General features: G+C 68.3%; 17 protein-coding genes. All 17 read right to left on the reverse strand.

The window, feature by feature from the left end:
- Positions 1 to 6: 6 nt before the first annotated feature.
- Positions 7 to 990 (reverse strand): bile acid:sodium symporter family protein, encoded by a 984-nt coding sequence (locus tag SSO01S_RS07745; RefSeq protein WP_066797613.1) that lies wholly within the window; start codon positions 988 to 990, stop codon positions 7 to 9.
- Positions 987 to 2,231, reverse strand: coding sequence for a guanine deaminase (guaD, locus tag SSO01S_RS07750; RefSeq protein ID WP_066797615.1), 1,245 nt, complete (start codon positions 2,229 to 2,231; stop codon positions 987 to 989). The genes SSO01S_RS07745 and guaD overlap by 4 nt, the downstream gene beginning before the upstream one ends.
- Complete coding sequence (gene xdhC / locus SSO01S_RS07755) at positions 2,228 to 3,106, reverse strand: xanthine dehydrogenase accessory protein XdhC (protein ID WP_066797791.1); 879 nt, start codon at positions 3,104 to 3,106, stop codon at positions 2,228 to 2,230. Before xdhC ends, guaD begins: the two co-directional genes overlap by 4 nt.
- Positions 3,099 to 5,342, reverse strand: coding sequence for a xanthine dehydrogenase molybdopterin binding subunit (gene xdhB / locus SSO01S_RS07760; RefSeq protein ID WP_066797617.1), 2,244 nt, complete (start codon positions 5,340 to 5,342; stop codon positions 3,099 to 3,101). Before xdhB ends, xdhC begins: the two co-directional genes overlap by 8 nt.
- Positions 5,335 to 6,696: a xanthine dehydrogenase small subunit gene (locus tag SSO01S_RS07765; protein ID WP_245646653.1), complete on the reverse strand. Its 1,362-nt coding sequence runs from the start codon at positions 6,694 to 6,696 to the stop codon at positions 5,335 to 5,337. Before SSO01S_RS07765 ends, xdhB begins: the two co-directional genes overlap by 8 nt.
- Complete coding sequence (locus SSO01S_RS07770) at positions 6,669 to 7,844, reverse strand: urate hydroxylase PuuD (RefSeq protein ID WP_066797628.1); 1,176 nt, start codon at positions 7,842 to 7,844, stop codon at positions 6,669 to 6,671. Before SSO01S_RS07770 ends, SSO01S_RS07765 begins: the two co-directional genes overlap by 28 nt.
- On the reverse strand, positions 7,844 to 8,179 hold the full coding sequence (gene uraH, locus SSO01S_RS07775; RefSeq protein WP_066797631.1) for a hydroxyisourate hydrolase: 336 nt from the start codon (positions 8,177 to 8,179) through the stop codon (positions 7,844 to 7,846). Before uraH ends, SSO01S_RS07770 begins: the two co-directional genes overlap by 1 nt.
- Complete coding sequence (gene uraD / locus SSO01S_RS07780; protein WP_066797634.1) at positions 8,176 to 8,601, reverse strand: 2-oxo-4-hydroxy-4-carboxy-5-ureidoimidazoline decarboxylase; 426 nt, start codon at positions 8,599 to 8,601, stop codon at positions 8,176 to 8,178. Before uraD ends, uraH begins: the two co-directional genes overlap by 4 nt.
- The gene (gene hpxZ, locus SSO01S_RS07785; RefSeq protein WP_066797637.1) at positions 8,598 to 8,978 is read right to left on the reverse strand and encodes an oxalurate catabolism protein HpxZ; all 381 of its coding nucleotides are present in this window, start codon (positions 8,976 to 8,978) and stop codon (positions 8,598 to 8,600) included. Before hpxZ ends, uraD begins: the two co-directional genes overlap by 4 nt.
- The gene (gene puuE / locus SSO01S_RS07790; RefSeq protein WP_066797649.1) at positions 8,975 to 9,844 is read right to left on the reverse strand and encodes an allantoinase PuuE; all 870 of its coding nucleotides are present in this window, start codon (positions 9,842 to 9,844) and stop codon (positions 8,975 to 8,977) included. Before puuE ends, hpxZ begins: the two co-directional genes overlap by 4 nt.
- Positions 9,841 to 11,070: a pyridoxal-phosphate-dependent aminotransferase family protein gene (locus tag SSO01S_RS07795; protein ID WP_066797651.1), complete on the reverse strand. Its 1,230-nt coding sequence runs from the start codon at positions 11,068 to 11,070 to the stop codon at positions 9,841 to 9,843. Before SSO01S_RS07795 ends, puuE begins: the two co-directional genes overlap by 4 nt.
- Positions 11,067 to 12,296: an allantoate amidohydrolase gene (locus tag SSO01S_RS07800; RefSeq protein WP_066797653.1), complete on the reverse strand. Its 1,230-nt coding sequence runs from the start codon at positions 12,294 to 12,296 to the stop codon at positions 11,067 to 11,069. Before SSO01S_RS07800 ends, SSO01S_RS07795 begins: the two co-directional genes overlap by 4 nt.
- The gene (locus SSO01S_RS07805; protein WP_066797796.1) at positions 12,290 to 13,852 is read right to left on the reverse strand and encodes a gamma-glutamyltransferase family protein; all 1,563 of its coding nucleotides are present in this window, start codon (positions 13,850 to 13,852) and stop codon (positions 12,290 to 12,292) included. The genes SSO01S_RS07800 and SSO01S_RS07805 overlap by 7 nt, the downstream gene beginning before the upstream one ends.
- Positions 13,852 to 15,192 (reverse strand): NCS2 family permease, encoded by a 1,341-nt coding sequence (locus tag SSO01S_RS07810; RefSeq protein WP_066797662.1) that lies wholly within the window; start codon positions 15,190 to 15,192, stop codon positions 13,852 to 13,854. The genes SSO01S_RS07805 and SSO01S_RS07810 overlap by 1 nt, the downstream gene beginning before the upstream one ends.
- Before the next feature lie 14 nt (positions 15,193 to 15,206).
- Positions 15,207 to 16,562, reverse strand: coding sequence for an AtzE family amidohydrolase (locus SSO01S_RS07815; RefSeq protein WP_066797665.1), 1,356 nt, complete (start codon positions 16,560 to 16,562; stop codon positions 15,207 to 15,209).
- On the reverse strand, positions 16,559 to 16,735 hold the full coding sequence (locus tag SSO01S_RS07820; protein ID WP_157073684.1) for a hypothetical protein: 177 nt from the start codon (positions 16,733 to 16,735) through the stop codon (positions 16,559 to 16,561). Before SSO01S_RS07820 ends, SSO01S_RS07815 begins: the two co-directional genes overlap by 4 nt.
- 161 nt (positions 16,736 to 16,896) lie before the next feature.
- Positions 16,897 to 18,726, reverse strand: coding sequence for a putative bifunctional diguanylate cyclase/phosphodiesterase (locus SSO01S_RS07825; RefSeq protein WP_066797671.1), 1,830 nt, complete (start codon positions 18,724 to 18,726; stop codon positions 16,897 to 16,899).
- Positions 18,727 to 19,154 lie beyond the last annotated feature (428 nt).

Here is a 19,154-nt window from a genome sequence, read left to right on the forward strand (position 1 = left end):
GCTGTGCTACGTCGCGGCCGCCGGCTCCGCCCCACCTTGCTCCATCCGTCGCGCGATCACCGCGCAGGCGATAAGCTGAAGCTGGTGGAACAGCATCACCGGCAGGATGATCATCCCCACCTCGGTCGGCGCGAACAGAACGCCCGCCATCGGCACGCCCGAAGCAAGGCTCTTCTTCGATCCGCAGAACAGCAGGACGATCGCATCCTCGCGCGGGAGGCGCATCGCCCGCGCCGCGCCCCAGGTGCCGCCCAGCACCAGCGCGAGAAGCACGCAGCACAGCAGCATCACGATCGCCAGATCGCCGCCCGATACCTTGCTCCACAGCCCCTCGACCACCGCCGCGCCAAAGGCGGTGAAGACGACCAGCAGGATCGATCCGCGATCCACGGTCGTCACCAGCTTCTTGTTGCGCGTCACCCAGCCGCCGATCCACGGGCGCAGCAAATGGCCCACGACGAAGGGCAGCAGCAATTGCAGCAGGATCTTCTCGACCGCCTGCATCGATACCCCGCCCGGCCCGCTCGTCCCCTGGATCAGCAACGCGACCAGCAAGGGCGTGAGCACGATGCCGATCAGGTTCGAGAAGCTGGCGCTGCACACCGCCGCCGCGACATTGCCCCGCGCCATCGCGGTGAAGGCGATCGAGGACTGCACGGTGGATGGCAGCAAGGTGAGGAACAGCATGCCCGCCGCCAGGGTGCCGCTCAGCAGCGGAAGCGCGCTGATGCCAAGCCCCAGCACCGGAAATGCCAGATAGGTGAAGGCGAACACCGCCAGATGCAGCCGCCAGTTGCGCATCCCCGCCACGATCGCGTCACGCGACAGCTTCGCGCCGTGCAGGAAGAAGAGCGCGACGATGCCGATATCCGCCGCGACGTCGAATATCCCCGCCCACACGCCCCGAGGCGGCAGCAGCGATGCGAGGATCACCGTCCCCACCAGCGTGAGGATGAAGGGCTCGAATACGGAAAGGATGCGGCGGATCATTGCTCTCTCTTATGCGCTAGCGATCCGCGCAGATAGGTCGCGGCGACCGCGCGTTCGTCGCCCAGCACTTGCAACGCGAACAGGCGATCGTGCAGCGATGCCCCTGCGGTGCGCCGGGCGAGCAGGGGCGTGGCGGCGGGATCGAGCACGATGAAATCGGCCTCCTGCCCCGGCAGCAATGCCCCCACCCGGTCGGCGATGCCCAGCGTCCGCGCGCCGCCCGCCGTCGCGAAATGGAGCGCGCGGAAGGGATCGAGGCTCGCCCCGCGCATCTGGCAGACCTTGTACGCTTCGCCCAGCGTATGGAGGATCGAGAAGCTCGTCCCTGCGCCCACATCGGTGCCCATGCCGAGCTTGACGCCATATTGGTCGCGCTGCGCCAGATCGAACAGGCCCGAGCCGAGGAACAGGTTGCTCGTCGGGCAAAAGGCGATTCCCGCGCCCGCCTCTGCCATCCGGCCCATCGCCCGATCGCTCATATGCACGCAATGCGCGAACACCGATCGCGGGCCGACCAGCCCGAAGCGATCATAGACGTCGAGATAATCGGCGGCGTCGGGAAAGCGCTCGGCGACGGCGGCGATCTCGCCATGATTTTCGGCAAGGTGCGTGTGCATCAAGACGCCGGGATGCGCCGCGAGCAGCTTGCCCGCCGCCTCGAGCTGCGCATCGCTGGAGGTCAGCGCGAAGCGCGGCGTCACCGCATAGCCCAGCCGCCCGCGCCCATGCCATCTGGCGATCAGCCCCTCGCTGTCGGAGGTGTCGGGCGTGTCGCGCAGCCCTTCGGGGCCAAGGTCCATCAGCACCTTGCCCGCGATGATCCGCATGTCGCGCGCCAGTGCCGCTTCAAAGAGCGAGTCGACCGAACAGGCATGGACCGTGGGGAACACCAATGCGCTGGTCGTCCCGTTCTTCAGCAATTCATCGAGGAAGAATGCGGCGATGGCATCGGCATGCGCGGGATCGGCAAAGGCCTTTTCGGCGGGAAAAATGTGCCGGTCGAGCCATTCGAGCAGCTGCGCGCCATGCGAGGCGATCCGCTCGGTCTGGGGGTAATGGACATGCGCGTCGATGAAGCCCGGCACGATCAGGCCCGGTAGATGCTCCACGGGCACGCCCGGATCGGCATAGGCCCGGCACGAGGCGACCAGGCCGTCCTCGACGAGCAGCAGCCCATCCTCGAAATGACGGACATCGCCGTCCTCGGGCACCGACAATATCTCGCCGCGATAGGCCTTCATGCGGGGTTCCTTAGCGCCAGCAACTGGCCGAGCGTGGCGATGGCGATGACTTCGGGCTCCTTGCCGGGAATGCCGGGCAGGCCGATCGGACAAGTGAGCCGCGACGCATCCACGCCCTCTCCCGCGAGCCGGGAGAGGAAGCGCGCGCGCTTGGTCTGCGAGCCGATCAGCCCGACGAACCCCGCCTTCCCGCCCAGCGCGGCGGCGGTGAGCCGATAATCGAGCGCGTGATCGTGCGTGAGGATCGCGACCGCGGCGCCTTGGGGCGCAGCGGCGGCGCAGGCGACCATCTCGTCTTCGCTGGCCAGCACGACGCCGGGGGTCTCCGCCGCCTCCGGGCGCGCATCGAACCAGGCGATATGCAGCGGCAGGCCCGCCGCGCGCGCGGCGATGGCGCGGCCGACATGGCCCGCGCCGAACAGATAGACCGGCAGGGCATCGGTCTCCACCGGCTCAAGGAAGCACGCACCCGCAACCGGCAATTCGCCCCGCGCGGCAAGCGGCGCGGCGGTGCCCGGTTCGCGCATCACCGTTTCGCCCAGCGTCACCGCAAAGCTGCCGTCCCCATCGGGCACCTGCGCAAGCCGCTCGACCATCAGCCGCACGCGACCGCCGCAGCATTGGCCGAGCAGGGGGCCGAGCGGATAATCCTGCACGCGCCAGCTTCCCGGCGGCAGAGCGAGGATCGCGCGCGCCTGCGCCGCCGCCTGATGCTCCAGCGCCCCGCCGCCGATCGTACCGTGCAGCCCGTTCGCCGTGACGACCATGCGTGCGCCCGCGCCGCGCGGGGCAGAGCCTTCGGTGGCGAGGATGGTGACGAGCGCGGCCGGCTCCCCGGCCAGCGCGGTGCGCGCGGCATGTGTCCAGTCAGCCACCACGGCCCCGCAATTCCTGGACCGCGCGCAGCACGCGCTCGGGCGTGGCGGGGGCATCGAGCCGGGGCAGCCCCTTGCCCGGCGCGGCCGCCGCAACGGCAGCAGTGAGCGCGGAAAAGACCGAGATCGCGAGCATGAAGGGCGGCTCGCCTACCGCCTTGGAGCGGTGGATCGTCGGCTCGACATTCTCGCCGCGGTCCCAGATCGCGATCTCCATACGGGCGGGGCGATCATTGGCGGTGGGGATCTTGTAGGTGGACGGCGCATGCGTGAGCAGCCGCCCGCGCGCATCGTACACCAGCTCCTCGGTGGTCAGCCAGCCCATCCCCTGGATGAACGCCCCTTCGATCTGGCCCAGATCGATCGCCGGGTTGAGCGAGCGCCCGGCATCGTGGAGGATATCGACCGCGACGACGCGATGCTCGCCGGTAAGCGTATCGATCACGACTTCGCTCAATGCCGCGCCATAAGCGAAATAGAGGAAGGGCCGCCCGCTATGGCTGGGCCGGTCATATTCGATGTGCGGCGTCTTGTAGAAGCCGGTGGCGGCCAGCGACACGCGCGCCAGATGCGCGCGGCGGCAAAGCTCGTCGAAGCTCCATCCGGCGGACTCGGGCTGGGTCGCGGCAAACGCATCGAGCCGCTCGCGGATCACGGTAGCGGCGTTGAACGCTGCCATGCCGTTCAGGTCCGCGCCCGAAGAAGCCGCCGTGGCCGAGGTGTTGGGCACCTTGTCGGTCCGCGTCGCCGATACCTTCACCCGATCCATCGACACGCCGAACACGTCCGCAACGACTTGCGCGACCTTGGTGTGCAGCCCCTGCCCCATCTCGGTGCCGCCATGGTTCAGATGGATCGATCCATCGGCATAGACCAGCACCAGCGCGCCCGCCTGGTTGAGATGGGTGGTGGTGAAGCTGATCCCGAACTTGACCGGGGTAAGCGCCAGCCCGCGCTTGAGCACATTGTGGCTGGCGTTGAACGCATCGACCGCAGCCCGGCGCTCGGCATAGCCGGTGCGCGCGGCAAGATCGGCAATGATCGCGGGCGCGACATTGTCCGCCACGGTCATGCGATAGGGCGTCAGGTCGCGTCCCGGTCCGTAAAGGTTCGCCCGCCGCACTTCGAGCGGATCACGGCCCAGATGCGCCGCGATCGCGTCCATCACGCGCTCGATCGCCAGCATTCCCTGTGGCCCGCCAAAGCCGCGAAACGCCGTGTTCGACACGGTATGCGTCTTCAGCCGGTGCGAGACGATCTCGACCGCCGGGAGGAAATAGCAATTATCGGCGTGGAACATCGCCCGATCGTTGATCGCGGGCGAAAGATCGGTGGTGGCCCCGCAGCGGGACGCCATCTCAATGCGGATGCCCCGGATCACCCCATCCGCGTCGAAGCCGACATCATATGCGGCGCTGAAGTCGTGCCGCTTGCCGGTCAGCATCATATCGTCGTCCCGATCGGCGCGGAACTTGGCAGGGCGTCCGGTCTTGGCCGCGACCAATGCACAGGCGGCGGCAAAGGGGGCGGCCTGGGTTTCCTTGCCGCCGAATGCGCCGCCCATCCGGCGGACCTCGACGGTGATTTCGGCATGACTGCGGCCAAGCAGATGCGCGACGAGATGCTGGATCTCGCTCGGATGCTGGGTGGAAGAGAGGATGTGGAGCTGGCCCTGCTCGCCTGGGGTGGCGAGCGCGACCTGCCCCTCCAGATAGAAATGCTCCTGCCCGCCCATTTCGAGCGAACCCGATATGCGATGTGGTGCGGCGGCGAGCGCGGCATCGGCATCTCCGCGTGCCATGCGCTGGCTCGCCTCGATCTGCGATCCCGCCGCCCGGGCATCGTCGATGGTGACCAAAGCGGGCAGCGGCTCGGTGACCGCCTTGCCCAGTCGCGCGGCGCGGCGCGCGGCCTGGGTGCTGGTCGCCGCGACGAGGAACAGGGGCTGGCCCGGATAGAGGATTTCGCCATCGGCGAGCAGGCGATCGTCATGGACGACCGGGCCGATATTGTTCTCGCCCGGAATGTCGGCGGCGGTGAACACCGCGACCACGCCCGGCGCGGCGCGTACCGCCTCAAGGTCGAGCGACACGAGCTTCGCGTGCCCATCGGTGGCGAGGCCGAAGGCGAGATGGAGCAGGCCCGGCGTTTCGACGATATCGTCGATATAGGTCGCCGCGCCCGAGACATGGAGCCGGGCGCTTTCGTGCGCGAGCGGCTGATGCACCTCAGCCATGGCGCACGCTGACCGGCTCCTGCTGCTCGGCCCAGATGCGGCGGAGCAGATTGGCGGCGACCGTGCGGCGATAGTCCGCCGAGGCGCGCAGATCGTCGAGCGGGGTGTAATCCTGCGCGAGCGCAATTGCCGCCGCCTCGACCGTCTCAGCGCTCCATGGCTTGCCGGTCAGCGCCGCCTCCGCACCCGGCGCGCGTGCCGGGATGCCGGCCATCCCGCCGAACGCGATGCGCGCCTGCTGGACCACGCCGTCCGCGATATGGATGGCGAAGGCCCCGCACACGCCGGAAATGTCGCTGTCGAAGCGCTTGGAGAGCTTGACGATCCGCACCAGCGTGCCCGGCTCGGGGCGTGGCACGCGGATGCTCTCGACAAACTCGCCCGGCGCCCGGTCCTGCTTGCCATAGCTCAGGAAGAAATCCTGCAGCGCGATCGTGCGCCGCGCCGGGCCGTGCCGCAGCGTCAGTTCCGCGCCCAGCGCGATCAGGGCGGGCGGCATGTCGCCGATCGGCGAGCCATTGGCGATATTGCCGCCGATCGTTCCCGAATTGCGCACCTGCACCCCGCCGATGCGCCGGACCAGCTCGCCCAGATCGGGATGCAGCCGGGCAAGCGCCGCGCGCGCCTCCGAATAGCGGACCGCCGCGCCGAGGGTCAGCGCCTCCTCACTCTCCTCGACCCCGCGCAGATCGGCGATGTCGCCGATGAACACCACCGGCCCCAGATCGCGGTGCTGCTTGGTCACCCATAGCCCGACATCGGTGGCCCCGGCGACGATCTGCGTTTCGGGGTGGGCCATCAGCAGATCGGCGAGTTCGTCCGCCGTTGCGGGATTGGGATTGGCGCGCGGAGGCAGGTCCTGCGGTCCCGCTTCGCCCTGCACGCCCGCCGCTTCGCCTGCGTCAAGGATCGGGCCATAGCCGGTGCAGCGGCACAGATTGCCCGCGATCACATCGCCCACGGGCACGCCCTCGGTCCCCGCGGCGCCGATGCTGCGGGCGTAGAGCGACATGACGAATCCCGGCGTGCAAAAGCCGCATTGCGAGCCGTGCCGCGCCACCATCTCGCGCTGCACCGGATGATCGCCGCCCAGGCTTTCCACCGTCTTGAGCGCTTTGCCGTCGATCATCGGTGCGAAGAGGATGCACGCATTCACCGCGCGCCACCCCTCCCCGTCGCCGACCAACACGGTACACGCCCCGCAATCCCCCTCCGCACACCCTTCCTTCGTCCCGGTCCGGCGCAACTTGTAGCGCAGCAGATCGAGCACGGTGTCGGTCGCGCCCGCCTCAGCCTCGATCACTTCGCCGTCGAGCAGGAAGCGGATCATTTCGGCGACCCCGATGCGATCCACGCGCCGATCGTCTCGCGCTCGTCCTTGGTCATGCCCGAGACATTCCCGAGCGGCATGACTTCGGAATCGACCGTCATCGCCTTGATCCGCGGGGCAGCGGCCTTGGCCTGTTCATAGCTGTCCAGCTTGAGGCCGAGCGGCGCAACCGGGAATTCCGGGTGGGAGGGCGTTGCGCTGTGGCACGTGGCGCAGTGCTTGACGATAAGCGGCTGAAGTTCGGCAAAGCTCACCGCCCGGGCCGCCGCCGTGCCCCCCTTTTCCATCGAAACATAGGTCACGCTGATCAGCGCCATCACCGCCGCTACCGCCATCGCGCGGCCCGTGCTCTGCTCGCGGTGACGCAGGTTGAACACGTGGCGCACCGCGACACCGGTCAGCCCCAGCAGCGCGAGCACCAGCCAGGGCCGCTCCGCGCCATAGGTCATCGGATAATGGTGGCTGATCATGATGAACAGCACCGGCAGGGTCATGTAATTATTGTGCAGCGAGCGTTGCTTGGCGGCCGCGCCCAATGCCGGATCGGGGGTGCGCCCGGCGATCAGATCGGCGACCACCTTCTTCTGGTTCGGGATGATCACGAAGAAGACGTTGCCGACCATCACCGATCCGATGATCGCGCCGATATGCAGATAGGCACCCCGCGCCGTGAACACGCTGTTGAGCGCAAAGGCGGCGAACAACAGGCACAGGAACCAGCAGATGCCGAGCAGCTGATTGCTCGCGCCGATCGACGATCGGCACAGCCGGTCATAGGCGATCCAGCCGAACACCAGCGACGCCAGCCCGATCGCGATCCCCTGCCACGGGCTGAGCACCGCCTTGGCGGGATCGATCAGGAAGCTCTGCGCGCCGACATAATAGACCAGTACCAGCAGCGAAAAGCCGCTGATCCAGGTCCAATAGGCTTCCCATTTGAACCAGTGGAGCCTGTCCGGCATCTGGGCCGGGGCGACCTGATATTTCTGGTTATGGTAGAAGCCGCCGCCATGCACCGACCAGACTTCGCCCGACGCGTCGCCCTTTTTGGGCGGGGTCAGGTGCAGGTCGAGCCAGACGAAATAGAAGGACGAGCCGATCCACGCGATGCCGGCGGTCAGGTGCAGCCAGCGGATCGCGAGGTTGAGCCATTCGGGGAAGTCCACGCCCATCAACTGCCCCGGTAGGTGGAATAGCCATAAGGCGAGACGAGCAGCGGCACGTGATAATGCCCGCCATCCGCCGCGACGCCGAACTCGATCGTCACCTCATCGAGGAAAGGCGGATCGGCGAGCGCGACGCCCGCCGCGCGGAAATATTCGGCGACGGCAAAGCGCAGCGCGTAGCGTCCGGCGGCAAGCTCACCGGGCGAAAGCCCCGGGCACCGCCCGTCATTGTTGGTTATGCCCCTTGCGACTTCGCCACCGGGGCCGATCAGCGCCACCGCCATGCCCGCTGCGGGCCTGCCGTGCGTCGTGTCGAGCACATGCGTCGAAAGCGTGGTCATGCCTCGTCCTCCAGCCGCAGCCGGACGATCTCGCCGATCTGCTCGATCGCGGTGGCGATCTCGGTCTCGCGGTCATTGCCCAGCCGCTGCTCCATCGCAGCGAGAATGCCGGCCTTGTCGGTCTGCCGCACGCAGATGATGAAGGGCATGTCGAACCTCGCCCGGTACGCGGCGTTGAGCGCGTGGAAGCGGTCGAACTCCGCCTGGGTCAGCCGGTCGAGCCCCGCGCTCGCCTGCTCGGCGGCGCTCGCTTCGGTCAGCGTCCCATCGACTGCGGCCTTGCCGGCCAGCTCGGGATGCGCACGGATCAGCGCCAGTTGCTCTTCTTTCGTGGCGGCATGGACGACCGCCATCAGATCGGCGTGGCTGCGGGAGGCAGCGCGGGTCTCGACCCAGGGGGAATGTTCAAACAGGGCGGTCATGGGGCGCTCCCCTCGATCGAGACATGCGCGGAGACGACTTTCCAGCCATCGGCGAAGCGCACCCAGCTCTGGCTCTGCCGCCCGCGCCGATCGCTGCCTTCGCGGAAGAACTCGGCATTGGCGGTGGCGAAGTCGCGGCCATAGGTGGTGATCGCGACACGACCCAGACGGCGCTGCGGCGATCCGCCGCGCCCCTTGCGAAAGGCGCGGATCTCGTCCGCCCCGTACAGCACCTCGCCGACGCCGTAGCGCACCGTATCGGCGCTGTCGGCGAACAGCCGGTCCATCGCAGCGATGTCGTCCGCCATCAGCGCGCGCTCATATGCATGGAACGCGGCGGTGACTTCGGCGAGCGCCTGAGGATCGTTGACTGTCATGCCGGATGCACCGCCAGCCAGTGCCGCGCGATATCGATCCGCCGCGCCACCCACGCATCTCCGCTAGCCAACACGTGATCGAGGAACTGCGCAACCGCGATCGAGCGACCCGGCCGCCCCGCGATGCGCCCGTGCAGGCCGATCGACATCATCCGCCCGCCCTCCTCGCGCAACTGATCGAACGTATCGACCAGATAGCGGAAGAACTGCGTGCCCTCGGTAAAGCCATTGAGCGCGACCATCTTCATGTCGTTGGCGTCGAGGCTGTAGGGCACGATCAACTGGCCCCCTGCATAATAAGGCACATCATCGGCATAGCTGTCGGCGTCATAGACGAAGCCGCCTTCCTCGCGCACCAGCCGCGCGGTGTTGGGCGAGGTGCGGCCCTGATACCAGCCGAGCGGACGGCTGCCGGTCAGCCGCGTGTGCAGCGCCACCGCCTCGGCGATATGCGCGCGCTCCACTTCCTCGGGCTGGTTCTGATAATCGATCCAGCGCAGCCCGTGGCTGGCGATCTCCCACTCCGCCGCGCGCATCGCCGCCACTGCCTGCGGGTTCATCTCAAGCGCCTTGGCGACGGCGAACACGGTGACGGGCGCCCGCCGCTCGGTGAAGATACGGTGGAGCCGCCAGAACCCGGCGCGCGCGCCATATTCGTACAGGCTCTCCATCGCCATCGCGCGGGCCGGATGGCTGGCGGCCCCGACCATGTCGGACAGGAACGCCTCGCTTCCGGCATCGCCGTTGAGCACGCTGTTTTCCGCGCCCTCCTCGTAATTGATGACGAACTGCACCGCGACCCGCGCCCCGCCCGGCCAGCGCGCATCGGGCGGATGGGCACCATAGCCGACAAGATCGCGCGTCATGCGCGATAGCTCGCCAGCGCGGCATCGACGCCCGCGCCGGCCGGTGCGGCAAAGCCCTCTGCGCGAAGCACCGCTTCGAGCGCGCCCAGCGTCAGCAGCACCTTATGCTTCATAGCATTGTAGCCCATCGCGCCGATCCGCCAGATCCTGCCCTGAAGCGGGCCGAAGGCAGCGCCGATCTCGATCTCGAAATCCTCGCGCATCCGCCGGCGCACCGCCTCGCCATCCACGCCTTCGGGCACATGGATGCCGGTCACATTGGTCATGCGGAACCTGTCGTCACCAAACACGGTCAGCCCCAGCGCCCTTGCGCCCGCAGTCACCGCGCGGCCGGCCGCCGCATGGCGCGCGAAACGCGCCTCCAGCCCCTCTCCCAGCGCGACCCGGGCACATTCGCGCGCTCCGTAGAGCATCGTCGTCGCCTCGGTATGGTGATTAAGCCGCTTCTCGCTCCAATAGTCCATCACCATCGCAAGATCGAAATAGTTGGAGCCGATCCGCACGCCGCTGCCGTTCGAAATATCCGCGCGGGCGATGCCATGCTCGACATGGCGGCGCGCGAAGATGTGCTCGGCGGCACGCTCCGAAACGGTGATCGGCGAAGAGCCCGAAGGCCCGCCCAGGCACTTTTGCAAGCCGCCCGTTACCACATCCACGCCCCAGCGATCGGCGGCGATCTCCATCCCTCCGATGGTGGCGGTGGCATCGACATAGGACAGCGCGCCCGCCGCGCGGCACAATGCGCCAAGCCCGTCCAGCGGCTGCGCCATCGTCGTCGATGTATCGCCATGGACGCACGCCACCACTTTCGGCCCGACGCGCTCGATCACCCTGCCGATCTCGTCCATCGGCACCGTCTCGCCCCATGGCACCGAAAGCATCTCGACCTTCGCGCCGATCCGCTCGCCAATCTCCTTGAGCAGCAGGCCGAACCGGCCGAAATCCACCACCAGCATGACGTCGCCGGGCGCGACCAGGCTGACCAGAGCAGCCTCGATCCCGGCACGCGCGGTGCCGTCCACCAGGAAGGTCCAGCGATTCTCCGTCCCGAAGATCGGGCGGTACAGCGCCATGACCTGTTCCATATAGCCGGTCATCTCGGGATCGAACTGGCCGAGCAGATCGGCGGACATTGCGCGCAGCACGCGCGGATGCGCGTTGACCGGGCCGGGGCCCATCAGCAGGCGCTGCGGCGGATCGATCTCGCCGAAAAAGTCGGGGCTCATAATGCGTCCAGTCGTTCGATGAAGCCGAGCATCACCCGTAGCGCGATTTCGGCGTCGGCGGGATCGGCATGTTCGGCGGGGTTGTGGCTGATGCCGCCTGCGCAGCGGATAAAGAGCATCGCGGTGGGGCAAAGCGCGGCCAGGATCATCGCATCATGCCCCGCGCCGCTGACCAGCCGGTGCGGCGCGACACCCTGCGCGACCAGAGCGGCCTCCAGCAGGTCCATCAGACGCGGATCGCAGGGGGAAGCGGCGAGGTCGTTGGTCTGCTCGCTGGTGAACCCCGTTCCGCGGTGCGCGGCGATGCCCCGAAGCGCGGTCAGGATCGCGGCGGCGGCACGGTCCCGGCGCGCCTGATCGCCCGAGCGGATATCGATCGTGAAGACCACCTTGCCCGGCACCACATTGGGCGCGCCGGGGGCGACCTCCATCCGGCCAACCGTGGCCACCAGATCGGAAGCATCCTCGCGCGCGATCCGCTCGATGGCGAGCACCATCTCGGCAGCGGCGGCCAGCGCGTCGCTCCGCAGCGTCATCGCGCTCGTGCCCGCATGGCCCGCCACGCCCGTTACGGTGACGATATAGCGAAGCTGCGCCGCGATCCCCGTCACCACGCCAACCGGCAGCCCCAGCGCCTCCAGCGCCGGCCCCTGCTCGATATGCGCCTCCAGATAGGCGAGCGCGCCCGGATGCCGGGCTTCGGCGAATTTCAGGTCGGAGAGCTCGAACGGCGCGAGCGCCTCGTCCAGCGAGATGCCGCGCGCGTCGGCGATATCGAGCATCCCCGGCTCCAGCGTTCCCGCCACCGCGCGGCTGGTCAGCATCGCGGTTGCGAAGCGCGATCCTTCCTCGTCGCCGAATGCATAGATCTCGATCGGGAAGCGCATCCGCCTGCCCGCCGCATGCAGCGCCGCGACCGCTTCGATCCCCAGCATCACGCCCAGCGGCCCGTCATAGCGCCCGGCGTCGCGGACGCTGTCGATATGGCTGCCGATGATCAAGGGCGGCGCATCCGGCTCCAGCCCCTCATAGCGCCCGACCAGATTGGCCGCCGCGTCGATCCGCGTGGTCATTCCCGCTTCGATCATCCAACCGGCGATCGCGCGCTGCGCGGCGGCGAAGGCGGGCGTAAGATAGGCGCGAAACAGCATGTCCGGCGCGTCGCTATAGGGCGCGACGCCCAGCTCGTCGCAGCGCGCGACGGCGCGTGCGCCCCCGCTCACCATGCCGCCACCTGGCCATCGCTGCGCGGATCGGTCGCGCCTTCCAGCACGCCGCCGGGATGCCGCACGATCGCCCCGGCATGGCCCATCACGGCGGTGAAAGCGGGCAGCATCTCCACATCGTGCCCCGCCGCGCGCAGCGCCGCGACCACAGCCGGATCGAAGCGATCCTCCAGCTTGAGCGTCACGCTCTCCTCGCCCCAGGTCTTGCCGAGCAGCCAGCGCGGACGGGTGATCGATTCCTGGAGCCCCACGCCGTGCCAGGCGTAGCGGCTGAACAAAGCGGCCTGGGTCTGGGGCTGCCCCTCGCCGCCCATCGTGCCATAGGCCATCACCCGGCCATCGTCGAAGCGGGCGAGCGCGGGGTTGAGCGTGTGGAACGGCTTGCGCCCGGGCTTCAGCGCGTTCCAGCCGCCTTCGCTCAGCCGGAAGCTGCTCCCGCGATTTTGCCAGATGATGCCCGTGCGCGGCAGCACCAGCCCCGATCCGAACTCGAAATAGGTCGATTGGATGCAGCTCACCACGCGGCCCTCGCTGTCCGCCGCCGCAAACCAGCAGGTGTCGCCTGCCGATGCCGGCTGCGGCCAGGGCAATGCGCGCGCCGGATCGATCCGTGCCGCCATCGCGTCGAGCGCCGCCGCATCGTTCAGCAGCGCCTGCGGATCATCGGTCATATAGGCCGGATCGCCGACATGGGCATCGCGGTAGAGGAACGCCTGCTTGGTCGCCTCGACCAGCCCGTGGAGATGCGCGAAGCTCTCCGCCTTGCCCTTCGCGAGCCGGTCCGCCAGCGCAAGGATCAGCAGCGATGCAGCCCCCTGGGTCGGCGGCGCGCTGTTGAACAGGCGCACGCCCGCAATCGCCACGGTCAGCGGATCGGGCGTGGTGGCGCGGTGCGCGGCAAGGTCCGCCAGCGCGACCGGGCTTCCCATCGCGCGCAGGTCCGCCGCGATGTCGTCCGCCAATGGCCCCGAGTAGAAGCTGCCCAGCCCCTCCTCCGCCAGCCGCCTGAGCGTTGCGCCCAGCGCGGGCTGGCGCATCACTTCGCCCTCGCGCGCATCGCCGTAGATCGCGGCCCAGTCGCCGGGCTGGCTGTGAAGCTCATGCGCCTTGGCCGCGACGGTCTCCGCGCCGCTGCGGGTTATCGGCACGCCCGCTTCGGCGAAATGAATCGCGTCGCGCAGCAGCCGGGCGAGCGGCATTGCCGAGCCCCTCAGCGCCTCGCCCCAGGCCGATATCGTCCCCGCCACGGTGTTCGCCGCCAGCGGTCCGCGCGTGGGCACGGCCGCCATCCCGGCATAGAGCGAGAGATCCGCCGCGGCCGCCGCGCCGCCACAGCCATGGATCGCCCGCGTCGCGCCATCGGGCTCGGCGATCAGCCAGAAGCCGTCGCCGCCGATCCCGGTCATGTGCGGATAGACCACCGCCAGCGCCGCCGAGACGGCGACCATCGCCTCGATCGCGGTGCCACCGTCCTGCAGCACCGCAAGCCCGGCCTGCGAAGCCAGATGATGCGGCGCGGTCACCATGCCGCGCTGGGATCGTACGCTGTGCAGCATCAGCCCGCCGCCAGCCACGCGAAGCGCAGGACGAACAGGCCGGCGAGCACCAGCAGCAGCCAATCGAGCCGTGTGATCCTGCCGCGCACCAGCTTGAGCAGCGCATGTGCGGTGATCCCGAAGGCGAGGCCGTTGGCGATCGAGAAGGTCAGCGGGATCATCGCGACGGTCAGGAAGGCCGGAATCGCGATTTCCGGATCGTCCCACGCGATCTCGGCCAGCGGCGCCATCATAAGCGCGCCGACCAGGATCAGGGCGGGCGCGGTCGCCGCGAGCGGCACGAACTGGGCATAGGGGGCAACGAAGGTCGCGGCGAGGAACAACAGGCCGGTCACCACCGCCGTCAGCCCGGTGCGCCCGCCCGCCTGCACGCCCGCCGCGCTTTCGACATAGGAGGTGACCGTGCTCGTGCCCATCAGCGATCCAAACATCGTCGCGATCGAATCGGTGAAGAGGATGCGGTTGAGCCGGGGTATTTTGCCCTCTGCGTCGATCAGCCCGGCGCGCTTGGTGACGCCCACCAACGTGCCGATATTGTCGAACAGATCGACGAACAGGAAGACGAAGAGGATTTCGAACAGGCCCAGCCCGTGGCTGCCCGACAGGCCGAACACGCCCGCCAGATCGAGCTGGAACGCGGTCTGCGCAATCGCGCCAAGGTCATAGGACGCCGGGGTGATCGTCACCTGCCCGAGCGCCCAGGCCAGCGCCGTGGTGGCGAGGATGCCGATCAGGATCGCGCCGCGCACCTTCCACGCCGCCAGCGCCGCGATCACCACCAGACCGAACAGGGCCAGCGCCGCGCCGGGCGCGTGCAGGTCGCCCAGCGCCACCGAAGTCGCCGGGCTGGTCACCACGATCCCGGCATTGCGCAGTCCGATGAACGCCAGGAACAGTCCGATCCCGCCCGCCACCGCGGCGAGCAGATGCATCGGGATCGCGGAGATGATGAGCTGGCGAATCCCCGCCATGGTGAGCAACAGGAACGCGATGCCGGAGATCAGCACGCAGCCCAGGGCGGTCTGCCACGGCACGCCCATGCCGAGCACGACGGTGTAGGTGAAATAGGCGTTGAGCCCCATGCCCGGCGCGAGCGCCAGCGGCATATTGGCGAGCAGGCCCATGACGATGCTCGCAAAGCCCGCCGCGATGCAGGTCGCCGCCGCGACCGCCGCGATCGGCATCCCCGCCTCGCCCAGGATCGCCGGATTGACGATCACGATATAGGCCATGGTCAGGAAGGTGGTGACCCCCGCCAGCACTTCGGTGCGCACGCTGGTGCCGCGCTCCGCCAGCGCGAAGCGGCGTTCGATCAGGCCGGGTGCTTCACTGTCCGCCATTGCCGCGCTCCCCTTCAGGCTTGCGCAGCATAGCGAAGGCTGCTGGCGGGGGAAGCAGCGCCGATCACCCCGTCCGCCTCCAGCCTCGCGGCCAAGTCGAACAGCGCCTGCTCGCCATGCGGCCGCCCGATGAGCTGCAGCCCGAGCGGCAATTCGCCGGGGCGGAACAGCGGCACGCTGACCACGGGCAGGCCGATAAAGCTGATCGGCTGGGTGTAGAGACCCAGATGCGCCCGTGCGGGCACCCGCTCGCCATTGACCGGGATCATGGGGTCGTGGATCCGCGGCGCGGGCACGCCTGCGGCGGGGGCGATCAGCACGTCGTAGCGCTCGAATATGCGCGCCACCTGCTCGCGGAACCATGCCCGGAAACGCTGCGCCTCCAGATAGGCGGTAGCGGGCAGCATCGCCCCTGCGATCAGCCGGTCGCGCACCGCCGGATCATATTCCATCGGACGCGTGCGCAATTCGGGCAAATGCAGCGCGCCCCCTTCCGCCGCGGTCATCAGGAACGCCGCCGATCGCGCGGCGTCCACGCGGGGCAGCTGGATCGTGTCGATCCCGCCCAGATGCTGGGCCACGCCATCGATCCCCGCCGCCAGCGCATCGCTGACATTCTCCGCAAACCACCCGCCGAGCCGCGCCACGCGCTGGCCGGTAGCGGGCGGCGCACTGCCTCCCAGCGTTTCCCAGGCCAGCCGCAGATCGGCGACGCTGCGCGCAAAGGGGCCGATATCGTCGAAGCTGTCGACAAAGGGATAGACGCCCTGCATCAGGAGGCAGCCATGCGTCGGCTTCAAGCCATAGATGCCGCACAGCGCCGAGGGCACACGGATCGAGCCGTTGGTGTCCGATCCCAGGCTGAGCGGCACGATCCCCGCCGCCACCGCCGCCGCCGATCCGCCCGACGATCCACCGGCGATGCGATCGGGATCGTGCGGGTTTCGCGTCGTGCCGTAATGCGCGTTGATCGTCGCAAAGCCATAAGCGAACGCATCCATGTTGAGCGTCGCCACCAGCACCGCGCCCGCCGCTTCCAGCCGCGCGACCGCCTCCGCATCGCGCGCGGCGGGCGGGGCACCGAGCAGCATCGCCGCCCCCGCCGTGGTCGGCAGTCCGGCGACGTCGAACAGGTCCTTCACGCCGAACGGCACCCCTGCCAGCGGGCCGGGGTCGCGGCCCTCGGCGATCAGCGCATCCACCCGCGCGGCCTGCGCCAATGCGCGCTCCGCAAGGATCACCGTCGCCGCGCGGAGGTCTCGCCCCGCCCCTTCCATCGCGCGCAAGGCTTCGGTCACCACGCTGACGGCGGACCGTTCCCCCGCCCGCACGCTCCGCGCTATGGCGGCGGCGCTGGGATAGCCGCTCAGCGCTCGCGCTCCGCAGCGCGCAGCACGGTCAGATGCGCCGCAAGTCCCTCAAGCCCGGCGACAACGCCCGGCACGCAGGCTTCGGGAAGATGGATGCCGATCAGCTGCTTCACATGCGCAGCCACGGCATCCGCACCCGGCACGGCCTGATCGCGATCGGCGGTTTCCACCATTCCCAGCTCCACCCGCCACGGGCCGGTGCGGCCCACGCATCCCATTGGGATCAGGAGCGTAACAGCCGCCCGATGGCGCGCAAGCGCTTTCCCCCGGCCGGGCCGCCGTCATCGACCCTGCTTGCTCCTCCGGATTGGGCCGCCTCTTCGCAGGTCCCCGCTCAGGCTGCGGCAGGCCCCGCCTTCTGCCAGCTGAAGGGCACGCGCTGCTGGAGCAATGCGGTCATAGCGTGCGCGTCCACGGCGCGGGAGAACAGATAGCCCTGGCCCAGCGTGCCGCCATAGGCCTGCAGCTGCGCCAGCTGCAGCGGATGCTCGATGCCCTCGGCGATCACCCCGATCCCCAGCTTCTGGGCGATGGTCAGAAGGCCATCGACGATCACGCCGCTCGGCGCGCCCGGCTGGGGCTTCGCGACGAAGGACTTGTCGATCTTGATGATGTCCACCGGCACCGTCAGCAAATGGGTGAGCGACGCAAAGCCGGTTCCGAAATCGTCGAGCGCGACGCGGATGCCAAGCGCCCGCATCGCAGCAACCTCGTCCGCGATCACATGGTCGCGCCGCCCGATATAGACGTTCTCGGTGATCTCCACGACGAGCAGGTTCAGCGGAATCCCCGCACCGGCAAAGGTGCTGGCCAGCCGGTCGCCCAGCATGCCGCGGTGAATGTCGGCATAAGAGACGTTTAGGCCGATATGCTCGAACCGGATGCCCAGATCGAGCCAGCGCCGCAGGTCCAATACGATCTGCGAGAGCATGCGATCGGTCAGCGCGCAGGCGACATGGGCATCGGACGTCGCCTCGTGGAATTCCGATGCCGAGAGGATGTTCCCCTCCTCGGTGACGAGCCGGCACAGCGCCTCGGCGCCGACGATCTTGCCCGTGTCCAGGTCGATCAGGGGCTGGTAATAAGCGTGGATGCGGCCGTCGCGCAGCGCTTCGTTCACGTTCTTGATCGCGCTCAGCCTGCGGGTGATCGCCGTGCCGATGCCCGGCCAATAGCGCACAAAGCCGCCGCGCCCGGTTTCCTTGGCGTGATAGAGCGCAAAGTCGGCCTTCTGGCGCACGCTGTCTGCAGTGCCATCCTCGGCGGAGAGGATCGCGCCGCCGATCGTCGCGCGCGGCTGGATGAGGTGCCCGTCGCAGATGACCGGTTCGTCGAGCGCGGCAAGGATGCGCTCCGCAACGGCTTCGATGTCATCGTGCCCCGATGGATTGTGAACGATGATCGCGAACTCGTCGCCGCCCAGCCTGAAGACCAGATCCAGCTCCACCGTCCGGGCCATGCGCGCCGCCACCTCCTTCAGCAGCTCGTCGCCCGCAGGATGCCCGAACGTGTCGTTGGTCACCTTCAGATTGTCGACATCGATCACCAGCAGCGCCCAGGCACCCGGATCGCCGCAGGGCAGGGCCGAGAGCACCCGGTTGAAGCGGGCGCGATTGGCCAGCCCGGTCAGCGCGTCGTTATTGGCGAGCCGGTCGCTCTCAAGCGCGCGTTCGTGGCGTTCCAGCGCAATCATGCAGAGATGGAGGCAGGTGGTGACGACGGCCTTCTCCTCCTCCGTCGGGCCTCTGCGCTCGCGATAGTAAAAGGCGAAGGTGCCGAGCACGCGTCCGTCCTCGCCGCAGATCGGGCTCGACCAGCACGCGCGCAGCCCCAGCGACAGCGCCAAATCCGCATAGCCGTGCCATTTCGGATCGCGCGCGATATCGGGGACGGCTACCGGAACCCGGTAATAAGCGGCGGTCCCGCACGAGCCCACCTCGGGGCCGATGGAAAGGCCGTCGAGCGCGGAGCAATAGGAAGCGGGCAGGCTGGGCGCCGCAAGCGGATGGAGAAGGCCTGCGCGGTCGATCCTCAGGACCGAGCAGACAACTTCGGGCAATTCGGCTTCCACGTCGCGGCACAGCCGGCCCATCGTAACATCCAGCGGGCTACCGGTCGCCACCATCTCAAGAATGGCATTCTGTAGATGAAGCAGCTCAGCCATGTCGAACGCGCATCTCTTCCGGCTATTTGGTCGCGAATACTTCTTTTGCCTGTGTAAGATGAAGACGAGGTAACTGCGGCGATGCCGCGCTATATTTTTGCCCGGCGGCCACGGGCTGGCGATCAGCCCGCTTCCAAAGCCCCCGCGGCCCTTCACGGCAACCATCCGTCATCCCGGGCCTGTTCCGGGATCCACCTGGCGGCAGGCGATGGAGAAGAGGCTCCAGCCTGAACACCTGCGGCTTGGTGGACCCCGGAACAAGTCGGCGATTATCTCTTTGCGCCAAGTAACCCACGTCATCCCCGCGAAAGCGGGGACCCAGAGCCACACAGGGCACCGCGCCCAACCCTGGGTCCCCGCTTTCGCGGGGATGACGAAAAAGGCGCGCCTGCTCCAAGAGGATAATCACCGAACAAGTCCAGGGTGAC

Source organism: Sphingomonas soli NBRC 100801, assembly GCF_001591025.1.
GTDB classification, from domain to species: Bacteria; Pseudomonadota; Alphaproteobacteria; order Sphingomonadales; family Sphingomonadaceae; genus Sphingomonas; species Sphingomonas soli.